The following is a 14163-nucleotide window of genomic DNA, read 5'->3' on the forward strand; positions in this document are numbered from 1 at the left end:
AGCGCTTTGCAACGCTGTTCATGTTTGACTTACAGACCTTATGAACAATGGAAATCAGCTACCTCTGTAAGTCGAATACCCAAAGGGAGATATCAGCAATGGCACATGGTGGTGGCGATCGTCGCTGACTTCAAAAATGACCGGGACTTCCGGATAAAAGCATTTTTGTTCCAGCCGGTTAAAGTAATCCTGAATCGCAAAGTCCAGCTTATAAATGCCTTCCGGAAGGTTTACTTCGTCCGTAGTCAGACTGTTTACTCTTCCGTCGGCGTTTGTTATGCCCCGTCCAACCTCTACCCAGCTGTCTTCAGCCTGTTTGTATAGAGTGACAGGAACCTGGTCGGCAGGATGGCCACGAGCTGTGTCGAGGATATGAGTACTGATCCCGGTCATTAAATTACTCCTTCTTTGGCCAAAGAGGTGTTCTTGAGCATTTTGCACAGGCGAATACTGGTTATTTTATGCTGTTCAGCCGCTGCAATGGAGAGTTCTTCCTCTGGCTCGTTACTCAAACGTTCCTCCAGCAGCGTCAGCATCTCGCTGGCACTTTTGCCGGTAGCGCAGACAATGAAGATATAGCCAAACTGCCGTTCGTACTGTTCGTTGCCTTCAGCCAGTGCCTGGAGGGTTTTTTCATTGGCCTCATCGACGCCGGACTGCTCATGGCCTGCCATGGTTTGAGTATTCCTGTATTTTTCTTTCAGGCTGTTGATGTCACCGATTTTCGGGTGGGCATCAAACGCTTCCAGGTAGTCGGGCTTCTGGCAGTGAGACCAAACGGCATTAGCAGCAATCAGCAGGCTTTCAATATTAGCAAAGGGTCTTGCTACTACCATGGACTCAACCCACTGACCGCTGGCACAACACTGACGAAAAGTTTCTGATGCCTGCTCTTCGCTCAGGGTATTCAGTTCGTTCAATGTCATTTTGTGGGCTCCGGCTGACCGACAACTCTCAATCTTGATACGCCACCATCGGGGAAAATATTCAGGCGAACATGGGTGTATATTTCCTGAGTATTTTCCAGATTCTCTACAAAAGAGTGATTACGGTGAGCATGAAGTTTCTGTTCGCTCAGGATCGGGCGCCATTGTGCCGTGTCATCAGGCACTTCTCCCTCAAAATAACAGCCTTCCAGGCTTCCTCTGTCAGGATAGTTTCCTTTGAAGTGCAGGGTATCAATCTCAACCCGACCAATTTTACCAGGTGTCGCCAGCCTGATGATCATCCAGTCGTGACCGCCATTGCGTCTTCTGCGGGTTTCCCAGCCATCATGCATATCGGCACCGCGACCCGGACGAAGCAGGTTTTGCATCGGACTGAAGAAAGCGTCTGAACAGCTGACAGGGCGGGCTCCATTCATCAGAGCCGATAGATCAACGGGTTCGTTGGGAAGAAGGTGTTGAGTGTTAAAGAGGATTTTTCCATAAACTCTCAGGCGGGCAACACCACCATCGGGGAAAATGGTCAGACGAATATGAGTGGCTTCGACAGGTTGGTCCAGACAGATCAGATTTCGGTAGTCGGCATCAACCGCCATTCTTGCAATCATAGGCTGCCATTGGCTTTGTTCACTGGGGTCAGATTCGCTGGCGATGTATTCCAGCTGAACGGCGCCCGGTGCATTACCTTTGAAGTGGCGGGTATCGACTTCTACCCCTTCCACCATTCCCGGGGTCGCAAGTCTGACGATGACCCAGTCATGATCGCCGCTGCGGCGTCGGCGGGACTCCCAGCCGTCCATCCATTTGCCGTAAGCCGTGTATTTTTCCGGAAGAAAAACCGGCTCGGAGTCCAGCAAAAGGTTGTCTTTTTCAGCAAAGAAGTCATCGCTTGCAGACAGTACATCTCCACCCAGGGCACGGGCGGCCAGATCGACTTTTGTCTGTCGCCATAGCAGGGCTTCGTCAGAGCCGTCAGTGGTTGTTGAGCCATCAGTCATTGTATTCATCGCATATCCTGATTTTTGTTGGTTTTTTATTGGAGTATTATTGTCCCCAGCTAAAAGGGCATATTTTTCTGTGTTCTGGCAAAATGGATGTTGTAAATTATAAGCAAAATGTTGACCAAATGGTCAGACTTTGGGAGTTTATGCCATAGATACTACAGGTCAATCAATATATTGATTTAAACAAAAAAAATAAGTCGGAGTTTGCCATGAATCTCAGTGATAACCACTACCCCAGAGACTTAACAGGGTATGGAAATACCCCACCTCATCCGCAATGGCCGGGGCAGTCGCGGATTGCCGTTCAGTTTGTCATAAATTACGAGGAAGGTGGTGAAAACTCTGTACTTCATGGTGACAGGGGTTCAGAAGCTTTCCTTTCCGAAATTATTGGTGCCCAGTCGTATGAGGGGATGCGCCATATCAGTATGGAATCTATCTACGATTATGGGGCCAGGGCTGGTTTCTGGCGGCTGCACCGTATCTTCACCCAGAGAAACATTCCTGTGACGGTGTATGCCGTAGCCATGGCCATGCAGCGGAACCCTCAGGCGGTTGAGGCCATGCTGAAGGCTGACTGGGAGATAGCCAGCCACGGCTATCGCTGGATTGATTACCAGTTTCACGATCCTGATGAAGAGCGTGAGCATATGCAAAAGGCCATTCAAATTCACACAGAAATGACCGGCCAGAAACCTTCGGGTTGGTATACAGGTCGCTGCAGCCCCCAAACAGAGCAGCTGGTGGCAGAAGAGGGAAGTTTCCTCTACCACGCAGACAGTTATGCAGACGATCTGCCTTATTGGGATACCCGATTTGATCAGCCGCAGTTAGTCGTGCCTTATACGCTGGACTGCAATGATATGCGTTTTGCAACCGCTCAGGGTTTTAATTCTGGCGATCAGTTTTTCAGTTATCTGAAAGATGCGTTTGATGTGCTCTATGATGAGGGTGCTGATCAGCCAAAGATGATGTCAGTAGGGTTGCATTGTCGTTTGGTAGGCAGGCCGGGCCGTGCCGCTGCGCTGATGCGTTTTCTGGATTATGTGCAGTCGAAGGAAAAAGTATGGCTATGCACCCGTGAGCAAATCGCCCGCCACTGGCATGAGCATCATCCCTGCAACGAGACGGGTGCCCGATAGATTAATCTCGCTGAGCCCGTTTGAACCGTATCAATGGTCAGCGCAGATGGTGGCCATTGTGGAAATCATAGATTCGTTGAACTGTCTATGGCGGCGCCTCTCGTTTGGGAAGCCTGTCAATCACCTGCCAGCAAGCGGCCAAAAGCTTTCAGCTGATCAGGGTCTGAACTTCTGGTGGCTGAGGCCAGGTTAAGATGCCGATTGGCCTTTGCCAACTCCAGCAACGAATCATCAATCTCGTACTGTTTATTTTCTCTCAGCCAGGTCAGCAAGGTTTCAAGAGGCCAGAGTGCCTGTTTGCCCTCGTGAACCGGGGCGGGAAAACTCTCTGGATTACTGGTCATCAGTTTTCGCATATTCTGTCTTGAGAAACCCAGTAGCTCCGCTGTGTCCGTCAGCCCAACGAGGTCCGGTGAAGCTTCAAGAAGCCTGATATCAGGAATCACTGCTTTCACGTCCCGTATTGCGCTGCCAACGGCATCAGCAGCACTGGTGCCATCCCGGTCGAACATCATGGCCATTCGCCCTGCCTGACCAATACCAATCAACATGTCATTGCAACCCGCCTCGCCCAGCGCTTCGATAATATCATCAACGTCCTGAGCGCACTCTTTGATGCTGAAACGAAGGATAAATTCATAGGATTTCATAATCGCTCCTGGTGCATTGGTATGGTCAGAATGCAGTGATCTACGATCCTGCGAATTTGGCGCGCATGTTTCGTCGTATCTCTGGGTGTACTGTAAATACTGGAAATGCAGAATTCACCAAGCCGACACTCGGCATTATTAAACGGACAGTAGAGCCTGCCCCAAGCATGCGAGCAACCAACTTCAATACGCCAGCCTTTGCTTTCTGCATATTTCAATGCTGCTTCAATTTCTTTGTTCGGATGCTTTTTTCTTGGCATGGTTTGATCCTGATAAACTTAGCGATGATTCTTCAGGTTGTCAATTGACAACCTGAAAGTATTTGTTCAGAGGCAAACCGAACAGTCTGGTATAAAATCTCACTTTCGCCATTCAAGGGAGTGAATGTTATTTATCTGCTCTGTCATTGCTTTGAGTTTTTTCTACAGGCTCAACACCTGCTTTCACGTCAAAAAAGTCTGTAACGACACTTTAACAGGCAGTTTCTGAAACTTTTCGCTCCCATTGTTGTCAAACTTGCAAAGTGTAAATATTTAAGGAGAATTATTATGCAGGCTATCAGCGGTACATCATGGAAGGCTACGACTTCATCGTCTGACACGGCCGACATAAGCAATGACGATAAAAGCGTATGTGTCATCTGTCAGGTGGAATTCGATAAGAAAATCGTTGTAGATAGCTACGGGTATGCATTTAATTCTGATCAGCGTCAATGTGATAAGTGCATTGGAGTTCGGAAAATTACCTCTGCCACCCAGGTGACACTGGAGGCAGCAATTCGCGACGGGGACTTCTCTCTGGCACATCGGCTGGTCAATGACCATGGCGCTATTCTGACCGCAGATATTCTGAAAGTGGGCCTGGAAAGTGCCGCAAAAACCCTCAATGTCCAACAGGCCAGGAGCTTATTTGAACTTTCATCGTCCGAACCGGCCACTCAGGCGGTTGCCCGAACGGTATTGGATGGTGTACTGCAAAAAGCTCTAGCAAGCGCCAAGGCTACTACAAGTCTTCACATGCACCGCAATACCGTGGAATTTACCCGGCTTTTTTTCAACCATGACATCGTTAACAATGAGCTGGCGAATATTGCCCTGTATATCTGTGTTCTCAAAGATGATCTTGAGTCTGCACAAGAATTCAAAACAAAGTACCGGGCACAACTTGAGGCTACCCATTTCCAGACAGTTCTGAGGCAAATAGTCCAAGAATTGGAAGAGGGGATTTGTCTACAAAAAGGAAAAACCGATATTCTATTGGATCTGGTAACGCCTGATGCAGCCACTCAAACCATTGCCCAGGATATCCTGACGCATTTTCTGCAAAACGCGCTGCCGCAAGCCGTTAATATGAGCTGGCTCAAGTACAGCGGAATCAAGGAATTTACCGATCTTATTCTTAGTCATCACTTGGGTAATATTGAGCTGGCGAATATGGCCCTGGAGATCTGTGTTCTCAGAGGTGAACTTGAGTCTGCACTAAAATTCAAAACTGAGCACAGGGCACAACTAGGGGTTACTACTTTCCAGAAAGTTCTGCAGCAGATGGATTTGAAATCGGATACTAACCGGATCGATATCCTATTGAGTCTGGTAATGCCTGACGAAGCTGCTCAAACTATTGTCCTTGATATGCTGACGGGGCTGCTGCAAAACGCGCTGACTGAGTTTGAGAATATGTCCGATCCCGTATACCGCGATATCATGGCCTTTACACATATTGTTTTCCGCCATGAAATTATCAACTCGGCCCTGGTCAACACAGCACTGAGAATATGTATACTCAGGGAAGAGACTGAACAGGCACAAAAGATAAAAGCACTTTATGGTGCATTTGTTTTTGAAAAAGAATACGGAATGCACACAATTGAAAGTTTTGCTGAAAAAATTGGTTACAAGCTGACAACAGATCGGGCTAAAGACTATAGAAATATGGCGAGAATGATTCACCCTGATAAGCAGCAAAGTTCTGACGAACTAATGAAAGAATTAAACAGGCTCTACGATAAATAAACATTCAGTGAGGCGTTACTGTTTGGAGATAATCACCTAAAAAGATTACCCTCCTGCTGTGAGGGCCAATGTCTTTTCATTTCGTAAGGTGCTTCGTTATCCTGCAAGATGGCCCATTGCCTCTTCCAGGCCATTAAGAGCGTGTTGCAAAACTCTCTCCAGCGTGGGAACGAGTTGTTGGAGTTTTGCGACACCCTCCTATACTATCGATCCAGCACATAGCATTTAAAACTGAATATTGAAATGATTACTAAACTTGCAGCTCTATTACTTCTGGCGGTTACCTCTAAAATTTTTGCTCAACCCGATGGCTGTCTTGAACAAAACGCTTCAGCTTTACAAAAAACTGAGGCAAGGTGTCATCAGATGTCCGTCGAAACTGAAGAGGCGTTAGTATGTATAAATATTGATAGATCTAAAAAAAGAGACGAGACTTTTACTGGTTTGCTTCAAGACGGTTTGGAGAAGAGAACAGTATTAAAGTACCTTCCATTTGAAATAGAATATGAACTTTTTAACTGCATCAACGGGAATGAAAGGGATAATGATTTAGCACAGAAAATTGGTGACAATACGCCGGGAAAGGTTATATCTTTTAACATTAAAACAGATGATGGCAATCGCAACTACAAGCCTTCAAATTCATGGCAGGAACGATTCATAAAATGTATAAATCAAGGCTTACAAAATATTTTTGATGATTTCCCCCCAGAGTTTGGAAATCGTTTACCAGGAAATAAAACTTTTAGCGATTTTTATAAAGGTGGAAAAACGCCAACAACCTGCTTTCAGTTTGTGAACTTAATGGAGGTTAATTCACAATCATACCATGACGAACTTTACCTTCAACTTACAGCTTTAGAAAACTCAGACATAGAGGATCATTTCATTGCTCTTGCAATTTTAAACAATAACAAACTTGTTCATACATTCATTCATATTGGAGATAATGTTTGTGTAGGTAAAATGGGAGGTAGTGGTATTTATTTTCATACTGTTGAAGATATATTAAGTCATTACCAGGAGTATTATGAAACTCCTTTGAGTTTAGCGATTGCAAATATAAAAACTTTACAGTAGCCGTATGGTAAATAGAGCCTGCCCGAAAACCCATAAATAATCCGGTTCAGCAGGCAACAGTCAAAATTTTTTGATTAAAATTCAGCCCACGCATTTGTGGGTGCTACTTTTTGGTTGATTTCTGATCATTCATAGTGGGTAAAATTCATTTCTATCATTTAAATTTTTGCATTCTTCATCCATGATTACAGGCGACCCCTTTCCATACCTGCTAACTGATTGAATAGAAGAGCAATGTCATGTCCAGAACAACTCTGACCATAACACCTACAATTGCCACTTATCTCACTCATGCAGGCATGCGCGATCATCCTGTATTGAGTGAGCTGCGAGCCCGGATGGCAGACTTTCCTGAGGGCTACATGCAGGTTTCGCCGGAGCAGGGGGCTTTCATGCAAATGCTGGTGAAGATGAGTGGTGCAAGAAAGGGAATAGAGATCGGCACATTCACTGGCTACAGTGCTTTGGCAACCGTATTGGCCATGCCAGAAGATGGACACCTGACTTGCCTGGATGTTTCCGAGGAATGGACGAACATTGCCATAGAGCACTGGCAGAAAGCGGGGGTGTCGGAGAAAATAACCCTGAAAATTCAGCCTGCTCTGGACAGCCTGGCTCAAATGCAAGGTCAGGAGGGTTTGTTCGACTGGGTGTTCATCGATGCCGATAAAGAGAATTATCTGAATTACTACCGGCGCGGTGTTGAGTTAGTGAAGCCCGGCGGACTGGTGTTAGTGGACAACAGTCTCTGGGGTGGCTCGGTGGTGAATCCTCAGGATGCAGAAACCAGAGCCATTGACGAATGCAACCGCTTTATTCAACAGGATGACAGGGTTGATATGGTATTACTGCCGGTAAGCGACGGATTGATGATCGCTCGCAAGCGCTAGCCGTTCAGGGTGATGACGCCTTTCTGGCAATAATGAGAAACTCCCGGTTTCCATCACCCCCTTTGATCGGACTGTCAAAACAATCGTTGGTTTTCAGACCCTGCTCTTCGAGACAGCTTCGAATGGATGATTCTACTTCAGGATAGATAGTCTGCCAGTTGCAGGAATGCAACACTTGCACCTTTCCTTTAGCAATACTTCTGTGTCTGGGTGCCTGAGGCAGCAAGGCCGTTGTCTACCAGCAGACGATCCGCTCTTTCCATTCTGTATGCTCACCATGGGAGTTAGAAAACACGATGGGTATTAATCATCAACTACTACCACTATGATGCGTTTTTCTTCCAGATCATCATCATTTTCGCTGAGGTATACGATATTCCCAGCCCGATGAATCAGGGAATGTTCATTGGAAAATATAAGCCCGTTATTTTGGCCATCATATGAAAATGACTCCTCAGTGCCTTTATCAAGGAATATTTCTGCTGAATTAATACGCGATGAATTTTTGCCAATATCAAGCCCGCCTCCTGAATACTTTACACCCGTTCCAGTTGCGTTGGTATTGTCATTCAATTGGACGACCATGCTTTTTTTGCCGGGATCCTTATGCCAGGGCAAATCTTTAATTCCCCTTGAGGGAATTAATGGGTAACGAATCAGGACAAGATTAGAAACTTCTACCGAACGATCCCGCCATTGAAATTCATCGGCCATTTTTTCCAATGCCTCTGAGCATAGAGCCCGGATTTCATCCGATGAAGTAGCCAAGCAGTCCTTTCGGAAAGACTCTTTAATCAAATGACCATTTTTATCAAACTGAATTCGCTCTTCATAGCATAATTCGGCCATGAAAACGGGATTTTCATGATTTAACCCAAATTTCAGATCGTCAAATATTGTGCTTGATTCTATAACTTTTCCTACCATTCTTTCATTCAGCAGATGTTTGACAAAAGCCGAATTGAAATAACTTTTGTCGTCATCTATTTTGCGATTGGCCTCTTTTAAAACACTTTCAGAAAACACTGAGGAGACTCTTCTGAATGTATCGCCAAATTTTATGCCTTTGGCCTGCGTTTCAACAGAATATGCCGAGGTGGCATCTGAAAAAACCTGCATCGTTGGGCGGGAAGAAATATTATTAGACAACATCATTATCACTCCTTTGATCTATTAATTATTCAATTACAGGACTAACCAAACATCATTCAACGATTCTGGAGTGTCCAAAGCAGAATAGTTCAGCAAAAAAAGCGTATAAACTGGTAATTTCAACCATCCCCGATGATGAAACATGAGATGGTTGCCTTACTGACAAGAGATTACAGGGTAATCCCTCAGAAATTTGCTTTATCGCCCATACCTGCTTTTTACTTTGCTGGAAGCTGACTCAGTGTTGGTATCCTGTAAAGTCTGGACGTAATAAATTTAGGGCATTTTTTGTAAACATGACAGGCAGAAACACTGACGTTCTGGTCAGGAATTCTAACCTTGGCGGGTCCCTGTCAGGTCTGAAGTCTCCGGGACGGCTCAGTGGTAAATTCTCAGGGTGATGACGCCTTTCTGGCAATAATGAGAAACTCCCGGTTTCCATCACCCCCTTTGATCGGACTGTCAAAATAATCGGTGGTTTTCAGACCCTGCTCTTCGAGACAGCTTCGAATGGATGATTCTACTTCAGGATAGAGACCCTCATCCCGAACAATACCTCCTTTGCCCAGACCTGCTTTTCCCACTTCAAATTGCGGTTTGACCAGGCTGACCAGAAAACCTCCCTTTTTAATCAGCGGTGCCAGCGAAGGTATAATTTTGGTCTGGGAAATAAAAGAAACATCCATCACCGCCAGATCAAACCCGGCTCCGTTTTCAGTATGCTCTAACAGCTCCGGGCCAAGCTCACGTGCATTAATACCTTCCAGACAAACTACCCGCTGATCTTGCCGCAGTTTCTCTACCAGTTGCTCATGCCCTACTTCAATACCGACTACTTTCGTCGCGCCTGACTGCAGGGCACAGTCAGTAAAACCGCCCGTTGACTGACCCACATCAATCACGGTCATTCCCGTAATATCCAGGCCGGCTTTCTCCAGAGCACTTGCCAGCTTGAGTCCGCCACGGGAAACAAATCTATCCGACTCATCCAGAGTGACTTTCAGCTCTGCCTCTCCGGTCAGTTTCTCGCTGGGCTTTTTTACGGTTTGCCATTTGCAGGAATGCAACACTTGCACCTTTCCTTCAGCAATAAACTTCTGTGCCTGGGTGCGGGAGGCAGCAAGGCCGTTGTCTACCAGCAGACGATCCACTCTTTCCATTCTAATAACCGTATTGGGAAACAGATTATACCAATCGAACTTTCTAACTCCTTGTTGCGCTGAAGATTTGAGGGTGTCGCAAAACTCCAACAACTCGTTCCCACGCTGGGACCCAAAGAGCCTGAAAGCATGGGAACCAGAGTTTTGCGACACGCTTCATCACTGGAGTTAGAAAGCAAGACTGGCATAAAGTATAAGTACCTGTTCGTACAAAATCATATTTTCTTACTCATTCTGTGCTGACCTTTTAAAGGGTCAGGGGAACCATTTCCTGAGTTGAATGTCCAAATTAAGAGAAGGCAACCATCTGACAACGGAAGTCAGTCAATCAATGAACAGGAGTTTCTTATGAATATAAAGCCCATCCCCTCACCGCCGCCGAGTTTCACTGATTTCGCTAACATTGAGGCTTCAGCGAATGATCCTGCTCAAAAGCAGGATGATCTGTCTAAACAGATTGCAACTCTCGCTACACCTGAAGTTGCCAAGCAGATTCCTTTAACGGAAGGTAACCTGAGTCAGTTTAAAAAAGCGTTGGAAGGTAAACGCCAAATAAACCCACGCCCTTCAGAATCAAAACCCCATTTGAAATGATTAGCCTCCCGATATAAGGAGGCCAATATGTCAAAGAAATTACCCGCAGACAGTGAATGGCTAGAGCGTGTTCAGTCGTGGCGGGATTCAGGTTTGACTCAGAGTGCGTGGTGCCAACAGCATGGTATAAGGGTATCCAAATTCGGATACTGGAAGCGTAAACTCGACACAACCCCCAGCGTAAAACCGACCCCGAACAACTCTGGCTTTGTCCAGGTAACACCCCAACCAGAACCTGGTGCGCCTTCTCGGATAACACCACTCTCCATCACCCTACCCAGTGGTGTAACAGTGTCCGGTATTGATGAAAGTAACCTGTCGCTTTGTGAGCAACTGGTGAGGGATATGCTATGAACACCCCGGTTATGCGACCGTCAGAGGTATTACCAAAGGTGTTTCTCTACCGGGAGCCGATTGACTTTCGCAAGTCATTTCGTGGGCTTGCTGTGTTGGTTGAACAAGAGCTGGGGCACAACCCCTTTGACGGCTATTTATATGCGTTTACCAACCGGCAGCGTAATAAAATCAAGTGCCTGTTCTGGGAAGATAATGGTTTTGTGCTTTATTACAAGAGCCTGTCTGAGGACAAATTCCACTGGCCCAAACCGGACGAAGAGCTGGTTACATTAACCGGGAAACAATTAAACTGGCTGCTGGACGGCTACAATCTCAATGCCATGCAACCCCATAAAAAAAGGCATTATGAGAGCTGTTTTTAGTCCTGTTTTTCAGGGTTTTATGGTAAAATAGCGACCATGAAATCGACCGCCGACACTCTGATTTTTCAGCCGAAATCCGCACTGGATTTGCCCTTTCATCAGGCTGAGACTAACCCTGAAATGGTCGCCTTGTTTGAGGCGATCCATTCGCAGGAAAGTGTCATTCTTGAAAAAGAAAATGCCCTTCTTGAAAAAGAAAATGCCCTTCTTGAAAAAGAAAATGCCCTTCTTGAAAAAGACGACATTATTCAAAAGAAGTCAGAGGTCATCGATTCTCAAAAAAAACGCATTGCGCAACTGGAAGAGTACCTGAGGCTCTCCCGATCCCGCCTGTACGGAAGAAGCACTGAAAAAAACAACAGCCAGGTCGACATTTTCAACGAGGTGGAGCTGGAAGGCTGCACCGGAGAGCAAGACGAAGCTGAAGGTCAGCCAGAGCAAGAGCCTCCAAAACCACGCAAAAAGAAAACAGGGCGCAAGTCATTTTCAGAGTCTCTGCCCAGAGTGCAGGAACGCTCTGAACTCAGTGAAGAAGAAAAAGCCGGAGCCATTGATACCTTCTTTGTCAAAGTCCGTGAAGAGCTTGATATCGTTCCGACCAAGGTTCAGGTGAAAGAAATTCTGCAAGAGAAAGCAGTCTTTCCAGAAGTCGATGAGCATGGACAGGAGAAGCGGGTCATTAAAGTTGCAGAGCTGCCAAAACACCCACTGCCCAAATCTTCACTCTCTGTTTGCACACTGGCCTGGATCATTGTCTCCAAGTACTGCGACGCACTGCCTTTGTACAGGCAAGAGAATATCCTCAAGCGATACGGTGGCTCTGTCACCCGGACGACGATGGCCAACTCTTTGATTCGGCTGTCTACAGAACTGCGGCCACTCATCAATTTGATGAGAGATCATCAAAAGACCGGTTCGGTGATCCATGCTGACGAAACCCGAATTCAGGTGATCAAGGAAACCAGCAAGTCCATCAACTCTGACAAATATATGTGGGTCAGCCTTGGTGGGCCACCCGGACAAACATCGGTGGTGTTTGAATACGATCCCTCAAGAGGCAAGGAGGTTCCCCTGCGTCTGTTCGAAGGGTTCAGCGGTTACCTGCAAACTGACGGGTATGCCAGTTACGACGCTGTATGCAAACAAGAAGGCATCACCCAGGCGGGTTGCTTCGACCACGTTCGCAGGAAATTTCTGGATGCCAGGAAGGGCGAAGCCAAACCGGGCAAAAAGGTGAAAAACACCCGCGTTAGCAAGGCGAATGTCGCTTTAGGCAAAATCGGTAAGCTTTACGCCATTGAGAAAGAAATAGGAGATCTTCCTCCATCAGAAAAAGCCATCCTGCGTCAGCAAAAGAGTAAGCCACTACTGGACGACTTTCATGTATGGCTGGAGAAAAACATAACCAGGCTAGACCCGGGCAGCCTGTCGCACCAAGCCATGAGCTATGCATTGAACCAATGGCCAAAACTGGTCGTTTACTGTGACAACGGCCACCTGGATATCAGTAATGCCGCAGCGGAAAACACCATCCGCCCCTTCGCTATTGGCCGCAAGAACTGGATGTTTGCAGACACGCCAAAAGGGGCGCAAGCCAGTGCCCTTTTATACAGCCTGATTGAAAGCGCAAAGGTGAATGGTCTGGAGCCTTTCAATTACCTGAACCATATTTTAAAAGAGCTGCCTTACGCCGATACCGTTGAGAAACTGGAACAGCTTCTCCCCTGGAATGTTAAGACAGGCAAAGAATAAGAAATCTTGGGGGCGGCAGCCAGTACGCTGGTTTATTTGGCGCTTACGTTGGAAGAGCACAGCGTAACCGCCGCAGATGCAATGCATCACCCTCTGGCCTCTATTGTTGGCACCATGGATGGTTGTGTATCCGCTCTGAGTAAGGCGATTTTGAACCCAATACCCTTTACCTCACGGCGTCTTCCTGTTCTTCCTTTGCTTTCTTTCAAATACCTGGGCCTGAAAAAAACCTTGGCACTCTATATTGCTATTGGCGCAGCCGGAGGCTTTTACGGCAGGCTTAAGGCTGCTTCTGAAATCTACCAGAAGACACCTGAAGATAATCTGACAGAAACAATAACACGCCTCGAGAAGGAGTGTTCCGAGTTAAAGGAGCAAATGCTGGAAGCACGGCTTGAGCGGTTGAATGCGTTGAATAATTGTCGTCGACTGGCACCTTTGAAGATTTTTATAAATGATGCAAGTGTGCGTAATTTTTTCGAACGTACATTGAATGAATGTGTTGAATTGACGATGCCGACGGATATCCAGTTTTATGAGAAGGTACTGCAAAAACAGGCCTCAGACATTCAGGCTCTTAAAGTAAAGCTTCACAGTTTAGAAGAGAAAATGACCGAAGGTAGGGATGTTAAGCTGAAATTTCTGCGAACAGCTCTTGTTCTGGACGCCGAAGAGGCGGCGTTCGATCGCGTACAGGCATTACTGGACAGCGCAAAGGCCAACCCGGTAGTTCAGGATTTAGCTGGGCATGCCCGGCAGTTGGATGAGTTAGCAAATAGTTTGTCTGAGAATTCCAAGCTTCAGATGACATTTGAAGCTCAAAAAAAATATCTCGCAGCTAATAGCAATTTCAGTAAATTGCAGCATGACTTTATAGAAAAACAGGTGGAACTTATTAAAGCTCTTGTCAGCAAGCAACGGATTTTTATGGCTCGGGGCGAGGGCATGACGACGAAAAAGGAAGATAGAGAGGCATCTCGTGCAGGTGTTTCCGCTAGTGCAGATAGCCAATCTCAGACCTCTGGGGCGGCTGGTTCAAGCGCGGTATAAACCCACTTCCAAGC

Annotated in this window: 17 protein-coding genes; 9 read left to right on the forward strand and 8 right to left on the reverse strand. The window is 46.5% G+C overall.

Translation table 11 applies throughout. The features are described from left to right. Nucleotides 1-54: 54 nt before the first annotated feature. From uraH to alc, 3 genes are read right to left on the reverse strand one after another with little or no spacing between them, the layout of a single operon-like run. Nucleotides 55-393: a hydroxyisourate hydrolase gene (uraH, locus tag ACOMG9_RS00275; protein ID WP_422139551.1), complete on the reverse strand. Its 339-nt coding sequence runs from the start codon at nt 391-393 to the stop codon at nt 55-57. Further along, a complete protein-coding gene (gene uraD / locus ACOMG9_RS00280; RefSeq protein WP_448215319.1) occupies nt 393-926 on the reverse strand; it encodes a 2-oxo-4-hydroxy-4-carboxy-5-ureidoimidazoline decarboxylase in 534 nt (177 codons plus the stop codon). Before uraD ends, uraH begins: the two co-directional genes overlap by 1 nt. After that, nucleotides 923-1951: an allantoicase gene (gene alc, locus ACOMG9_RS00285; protein ID WP_494529615.1), complete on the reverse strand. Its 1029-nt coding sequence runs from the start codon at nt 1949-1951 to the stop codon at nt 923-925. The genes uraD and alc overlap by 4 nt, the downstream gene beginning before the upstream one ends. A gap of 206 nt (nt 1952-2157) precedes the next feature. Here alc and puuE point away from each other — a divergent pair, with 206 nt between their 5' ends. Further along, the gene (gene puuE, locus ACOMG9_RS00290) at nt 2158-3090 is read left to right on the forward strand and encodes an allantoinase PuuE (protein ID WP_448215321.1); all 933 of its coding nucleotides are present in this window, start codon (nt 2158-2160) and stop codon (nt 3088-3090) included. A gap of 116 nt (nt 3091-3206) precedes the next feature. Here the strand turns inward: puuE and ACOMG9_RS00295 are convergent, their stop codons facing one another. Both ACOMG9_RS00295 and ACOMG9_RS00300 read right to left on the reverse strand, forming a co-directional pair. Beyond that, nucleotides 3207-3740, reverse strand: a complete 534-nt coding sequence (locus ACOMG9_RS00295) for a helix-turn-helix transcriptional regulator (protein WP_422410844.1) — start codon at nt 3738-3740, stop codon at nt 3207-3209. Continuing rightward, entirely contained in the window at nt 3737-4000 is a 264-nt protein-coding gene (locus ACOMG9_RS00300) for a hypothetical protein (RefSeq protein WP_448215322.1), read from the reverse strand. Before ACOMG9_RS00300 ends, ACOMG9_RS00295 begins: the two co-directional genes overlap by 4 nt. A gap of 288 nt (nt 4001-4288) precedes the next feature. On the opposite strand from ACOMG9_RS00300, the gene ACOMG9_RS00305 reads away from it, so the two are divergent. The 3 genes from ACOMG9_RS00305 (at nt 4289) to ACOMG9_RS00315 (ending at nt 7722) form a co-directional block, all read left to right on the forward strand. Then, the gene (locus ACOMG9_RS00305; protein WP_448215323.1) at nt 4289-5752 is read left to right on the forward strand and encodes a hypothetical protein; all 1464 of its coding nucleotides are present in this window, start codon (nt 4289-4291) and stop codon (nt 5750-5752) included. A gap of 243 nt (nt 5753-5995) precedes the next feature. Further along, complete coding sequence (locus tag ACOMG9_RS00310) at nt 5996-6832, forward strand: hypothetical protein (RefSeq protein WP_448215324.1); 837 nt, start codon at nt 5996-5998, stop codon at nt 6830-6832. 239 nt (nt 6833-7071) lie between these two features. After that, nucleotides 7072-7722 carry a class I SAM-dependent methyltransferase gene (locus ACOMG9_RS00315; RefSeq protein WP_448215325.1) on the forward strand — a complete coding sequence of 217 codons (651 nt, stop codon included), beginning with the start codon at nt 7072-7074 and terminating at the stop codon, nt 7720-7722. 4 nt (nt 7723-7726) lie between these two features. On the opposite strand, the gene ACOMG9_RS00320 is transcribed toward ACOMG9_RS00315, so the two are convergent. From ACOMG9_RS00320 to ACOMG9_RS00330, 3 genes are all read right to left on the reverse strand, one after another. Continuing rightward, nucleotides 7727-7897: a hypothetical protein gene (locus ACOMG9_RS00320; protein WP_448215326.1), complete on the reverse strand. Its 171-nt coding sequence runs from the start codon at nt 7895-7897 to the stop codon at nt 7727-7729. A 128-nt stretch (nt 7898-8025) separates the two neighbouring features. Continuing rightward, nucleotides 8026-8877: a hypothetical protein gene (locus tag ACOMG9_RS00325; RefSeq protein ID WP_448215327.1), complete on the reverse strand. Its 852-nt coding sequence runs from the start codon at nt 8875-8877 to the stop codon at nt 8026-8028. 389 nt (nt 8878-9266) lie between these two features. Next, the gene (locus tag ACOMG9_RS00330) at nt 9267-10034 is read right to left on the reverse strand and encodes a TlyA family RNA methyltransferase (RefSeq protein WP_494529616.1); all 768 of its coding nucleotides are present in this window, start codon (nt 10032-10034) and stop codon (nt 9267-9269) included. Nucleotides 10035-10382: 348 nt separating this feature from the next. Between ACOMG9_RS00330 and ACOMG9_RS00335 the strand changes: the two genes are divergently transcribed. From ACOMG9_RS00335 to ACOMG9_RS00355, 5 genes are all read left to right on the forward strand, one after another. Beyond that, the gene (locus ACOMG9_RS00335; RefSeq protein WP_494529617.1) at nt 10383-10628 is read left to right on the forward strand and encodes a hypothetical protein; all 246 of its coding nucleotides are present in this window, start codon (nt 10383-10385) and stop codon (nt 10626-10628) included. 27 nt (nt 10629-10655) lie between these two features. Further along, nucleotides 10656-10982, forward strand: a complete 327-nt coding sequence (gene tnpA / locus ACOMG9_RS00340; protein ID WP_448215653.1) for an IS66 family insertion sequence element accessory protein TnpA — start codon at nt 10656-10658, stop codon at nt 10980-10982. Then, complete coding sequence (gene tnpB, locus ACOMG9_RS00345; RefSeq protein ID WP_448215654.1) at nt 10979-11347, forward strand: IS66 family insertion sequence element accessory protein TnpB; 369 nt, start codon at nt 10979-10981, stop codon at nt 11345-11347. The genes tnpA and tnpB overlap by 4 nt, the downstream gene beginning before the upstream one ends. A 120-nt stretch (nt 11348-11467) precedes the next feature. Further along, entirely contained in the window at nt 11468-13099 is a 1632-nt protein-coding gene (tnpC, locus tag ACOMG9_RS00350; RefSeq protein ID WP_494530382.1) for an IS66 family transposase, read from the forward strand. A gap of 6 nt (nt 13100-13105) precedes the next feature. Continuing rightward, nucleotides 13106-14149, forward strand: a complete 1044-nt coding sequence (locus ACOMG9_RS00355) for a hypothetical protein (RefSeq protein ID WP_494529618.1) — start codon at nt 13106-13108, stop codon at nt 14147-14149. Nucleotides 14150-14163: the final 14 nt, after the last annotated feature.

The sequence above is a fragment of the Endozoicomonas sp. PH6C genome (assembly GCF_059322965.1).

What these genes read in the sequence shown, in the direction of transcription:
- uraH (WP_422139551.1), bottom strand. Translation starts at nt 393, where the DNA reads ATGACCGGGATCAGTACTCATATCCTCGACACAGCTCGTGGCCATCCT.
- uraD (WP_448215319.1), bottom strand. Translation starts at nt 926, where the DNA reads ATGACATTGAACGAACTGAATACCCTGAGCGAAGAGCAGGCATCAGAA.
- alc (WP_494529615.1), bottom strand. Translation starts at nt 1,951, where the DNA reads ATGAATACAATGACTGATGGCTCAACAACCACTGACGGCTCTGACGAA.
- puuE (WP_448215321.1), top strand. Translation starts at nt 2,158, where the DNA reads ATGAATCTCAGTGATAACCACTACCCCAGAGACTTAACAGGGTATGGA.
- ACOMG9_RS00295 (WP_422410844.1), bottom strand. Translation starts at nt 3,740, where the DNA reads ATGAAATCCTATGAATTTATCCTTCGTTTCAGCATCAAAGAGTGCGCT.
- ACOMG9_RS00300 (WP_448215322.1), bottom strand. Translation starts at nt 4,000, where the DNA reads ATGCCAAGAAAAAAGCATCCGAACAAAGAAATTGAAGCAGCATTGAAA.
- ACOMG9_RS00305 (WP_448215323.1), top strand. Translation starts at nt 4,289, where the DNA reads ATGCAGGCTATCAGCGGTACATCATGGAAGGCTACGACTTCATCGTCT.
- ACOMG9_RS00310 (WP_448215324.1), top strand. Translation starts at nt 5,996, where the DNA reads ATGATTACTAAACTTGCAGCTCTATTACTTCTGGCGGTTACCTCTAAA.
- ACOMG9_RS00315 (WP_448215325.1), top strand. Translation starts at nt 7,072, where the DNA reads ATGTCCAGAACAACTCTGACCATAACACCTACAATTGCCACTTATCTC.
- ACOMG9_RS00325 (WP_448215327.1), bottom strand. Translation starts at nt 8,877, where the DNA reads ATGATGTTGTCTAATAATATTTCTTCCCGCCCAACGATGCAGGTTTTT.
- ACOMG9_RS00330 (WP_494529616.1), bottom strand. Translation starts at nt 10,034, where the DNA reads ATGGAAAGAGTGGATCGTCTGCTGGTAGACAACGGCCTTGCTGCCTCC.
- ACOMG9_RS00335 (WP_494529617.1), top strand. Translation starts at nt 10,383, where the DNA reads ATGAATATAAAGCCCATCCCCTCACCGCCGCCGAGTTTCACTGATTTC.
- tnpA (WP_448215653.1), top strand. Translation starts at nt 10,656, where the DNA reads ATGTCAAAGAAATTACCCGCAGACAGTGAATGGCTAGAGCGTGTTCAG.
- tnpB (WP_448215654.1), top strand. Translation starts at nt 10,979, where the DNA reads ATGAACACCCCGGTTATGCGACCGTCAGAGGTATTACCAAAGGTGTTT.
- tnpC (WP_494530382.1), top strand. Translation starts at nt 11,468, where the DNA reads ATGGTCGCCTTGTTTGAGGCGATCCATTCGCAGGAAAGTGTCATTCTT.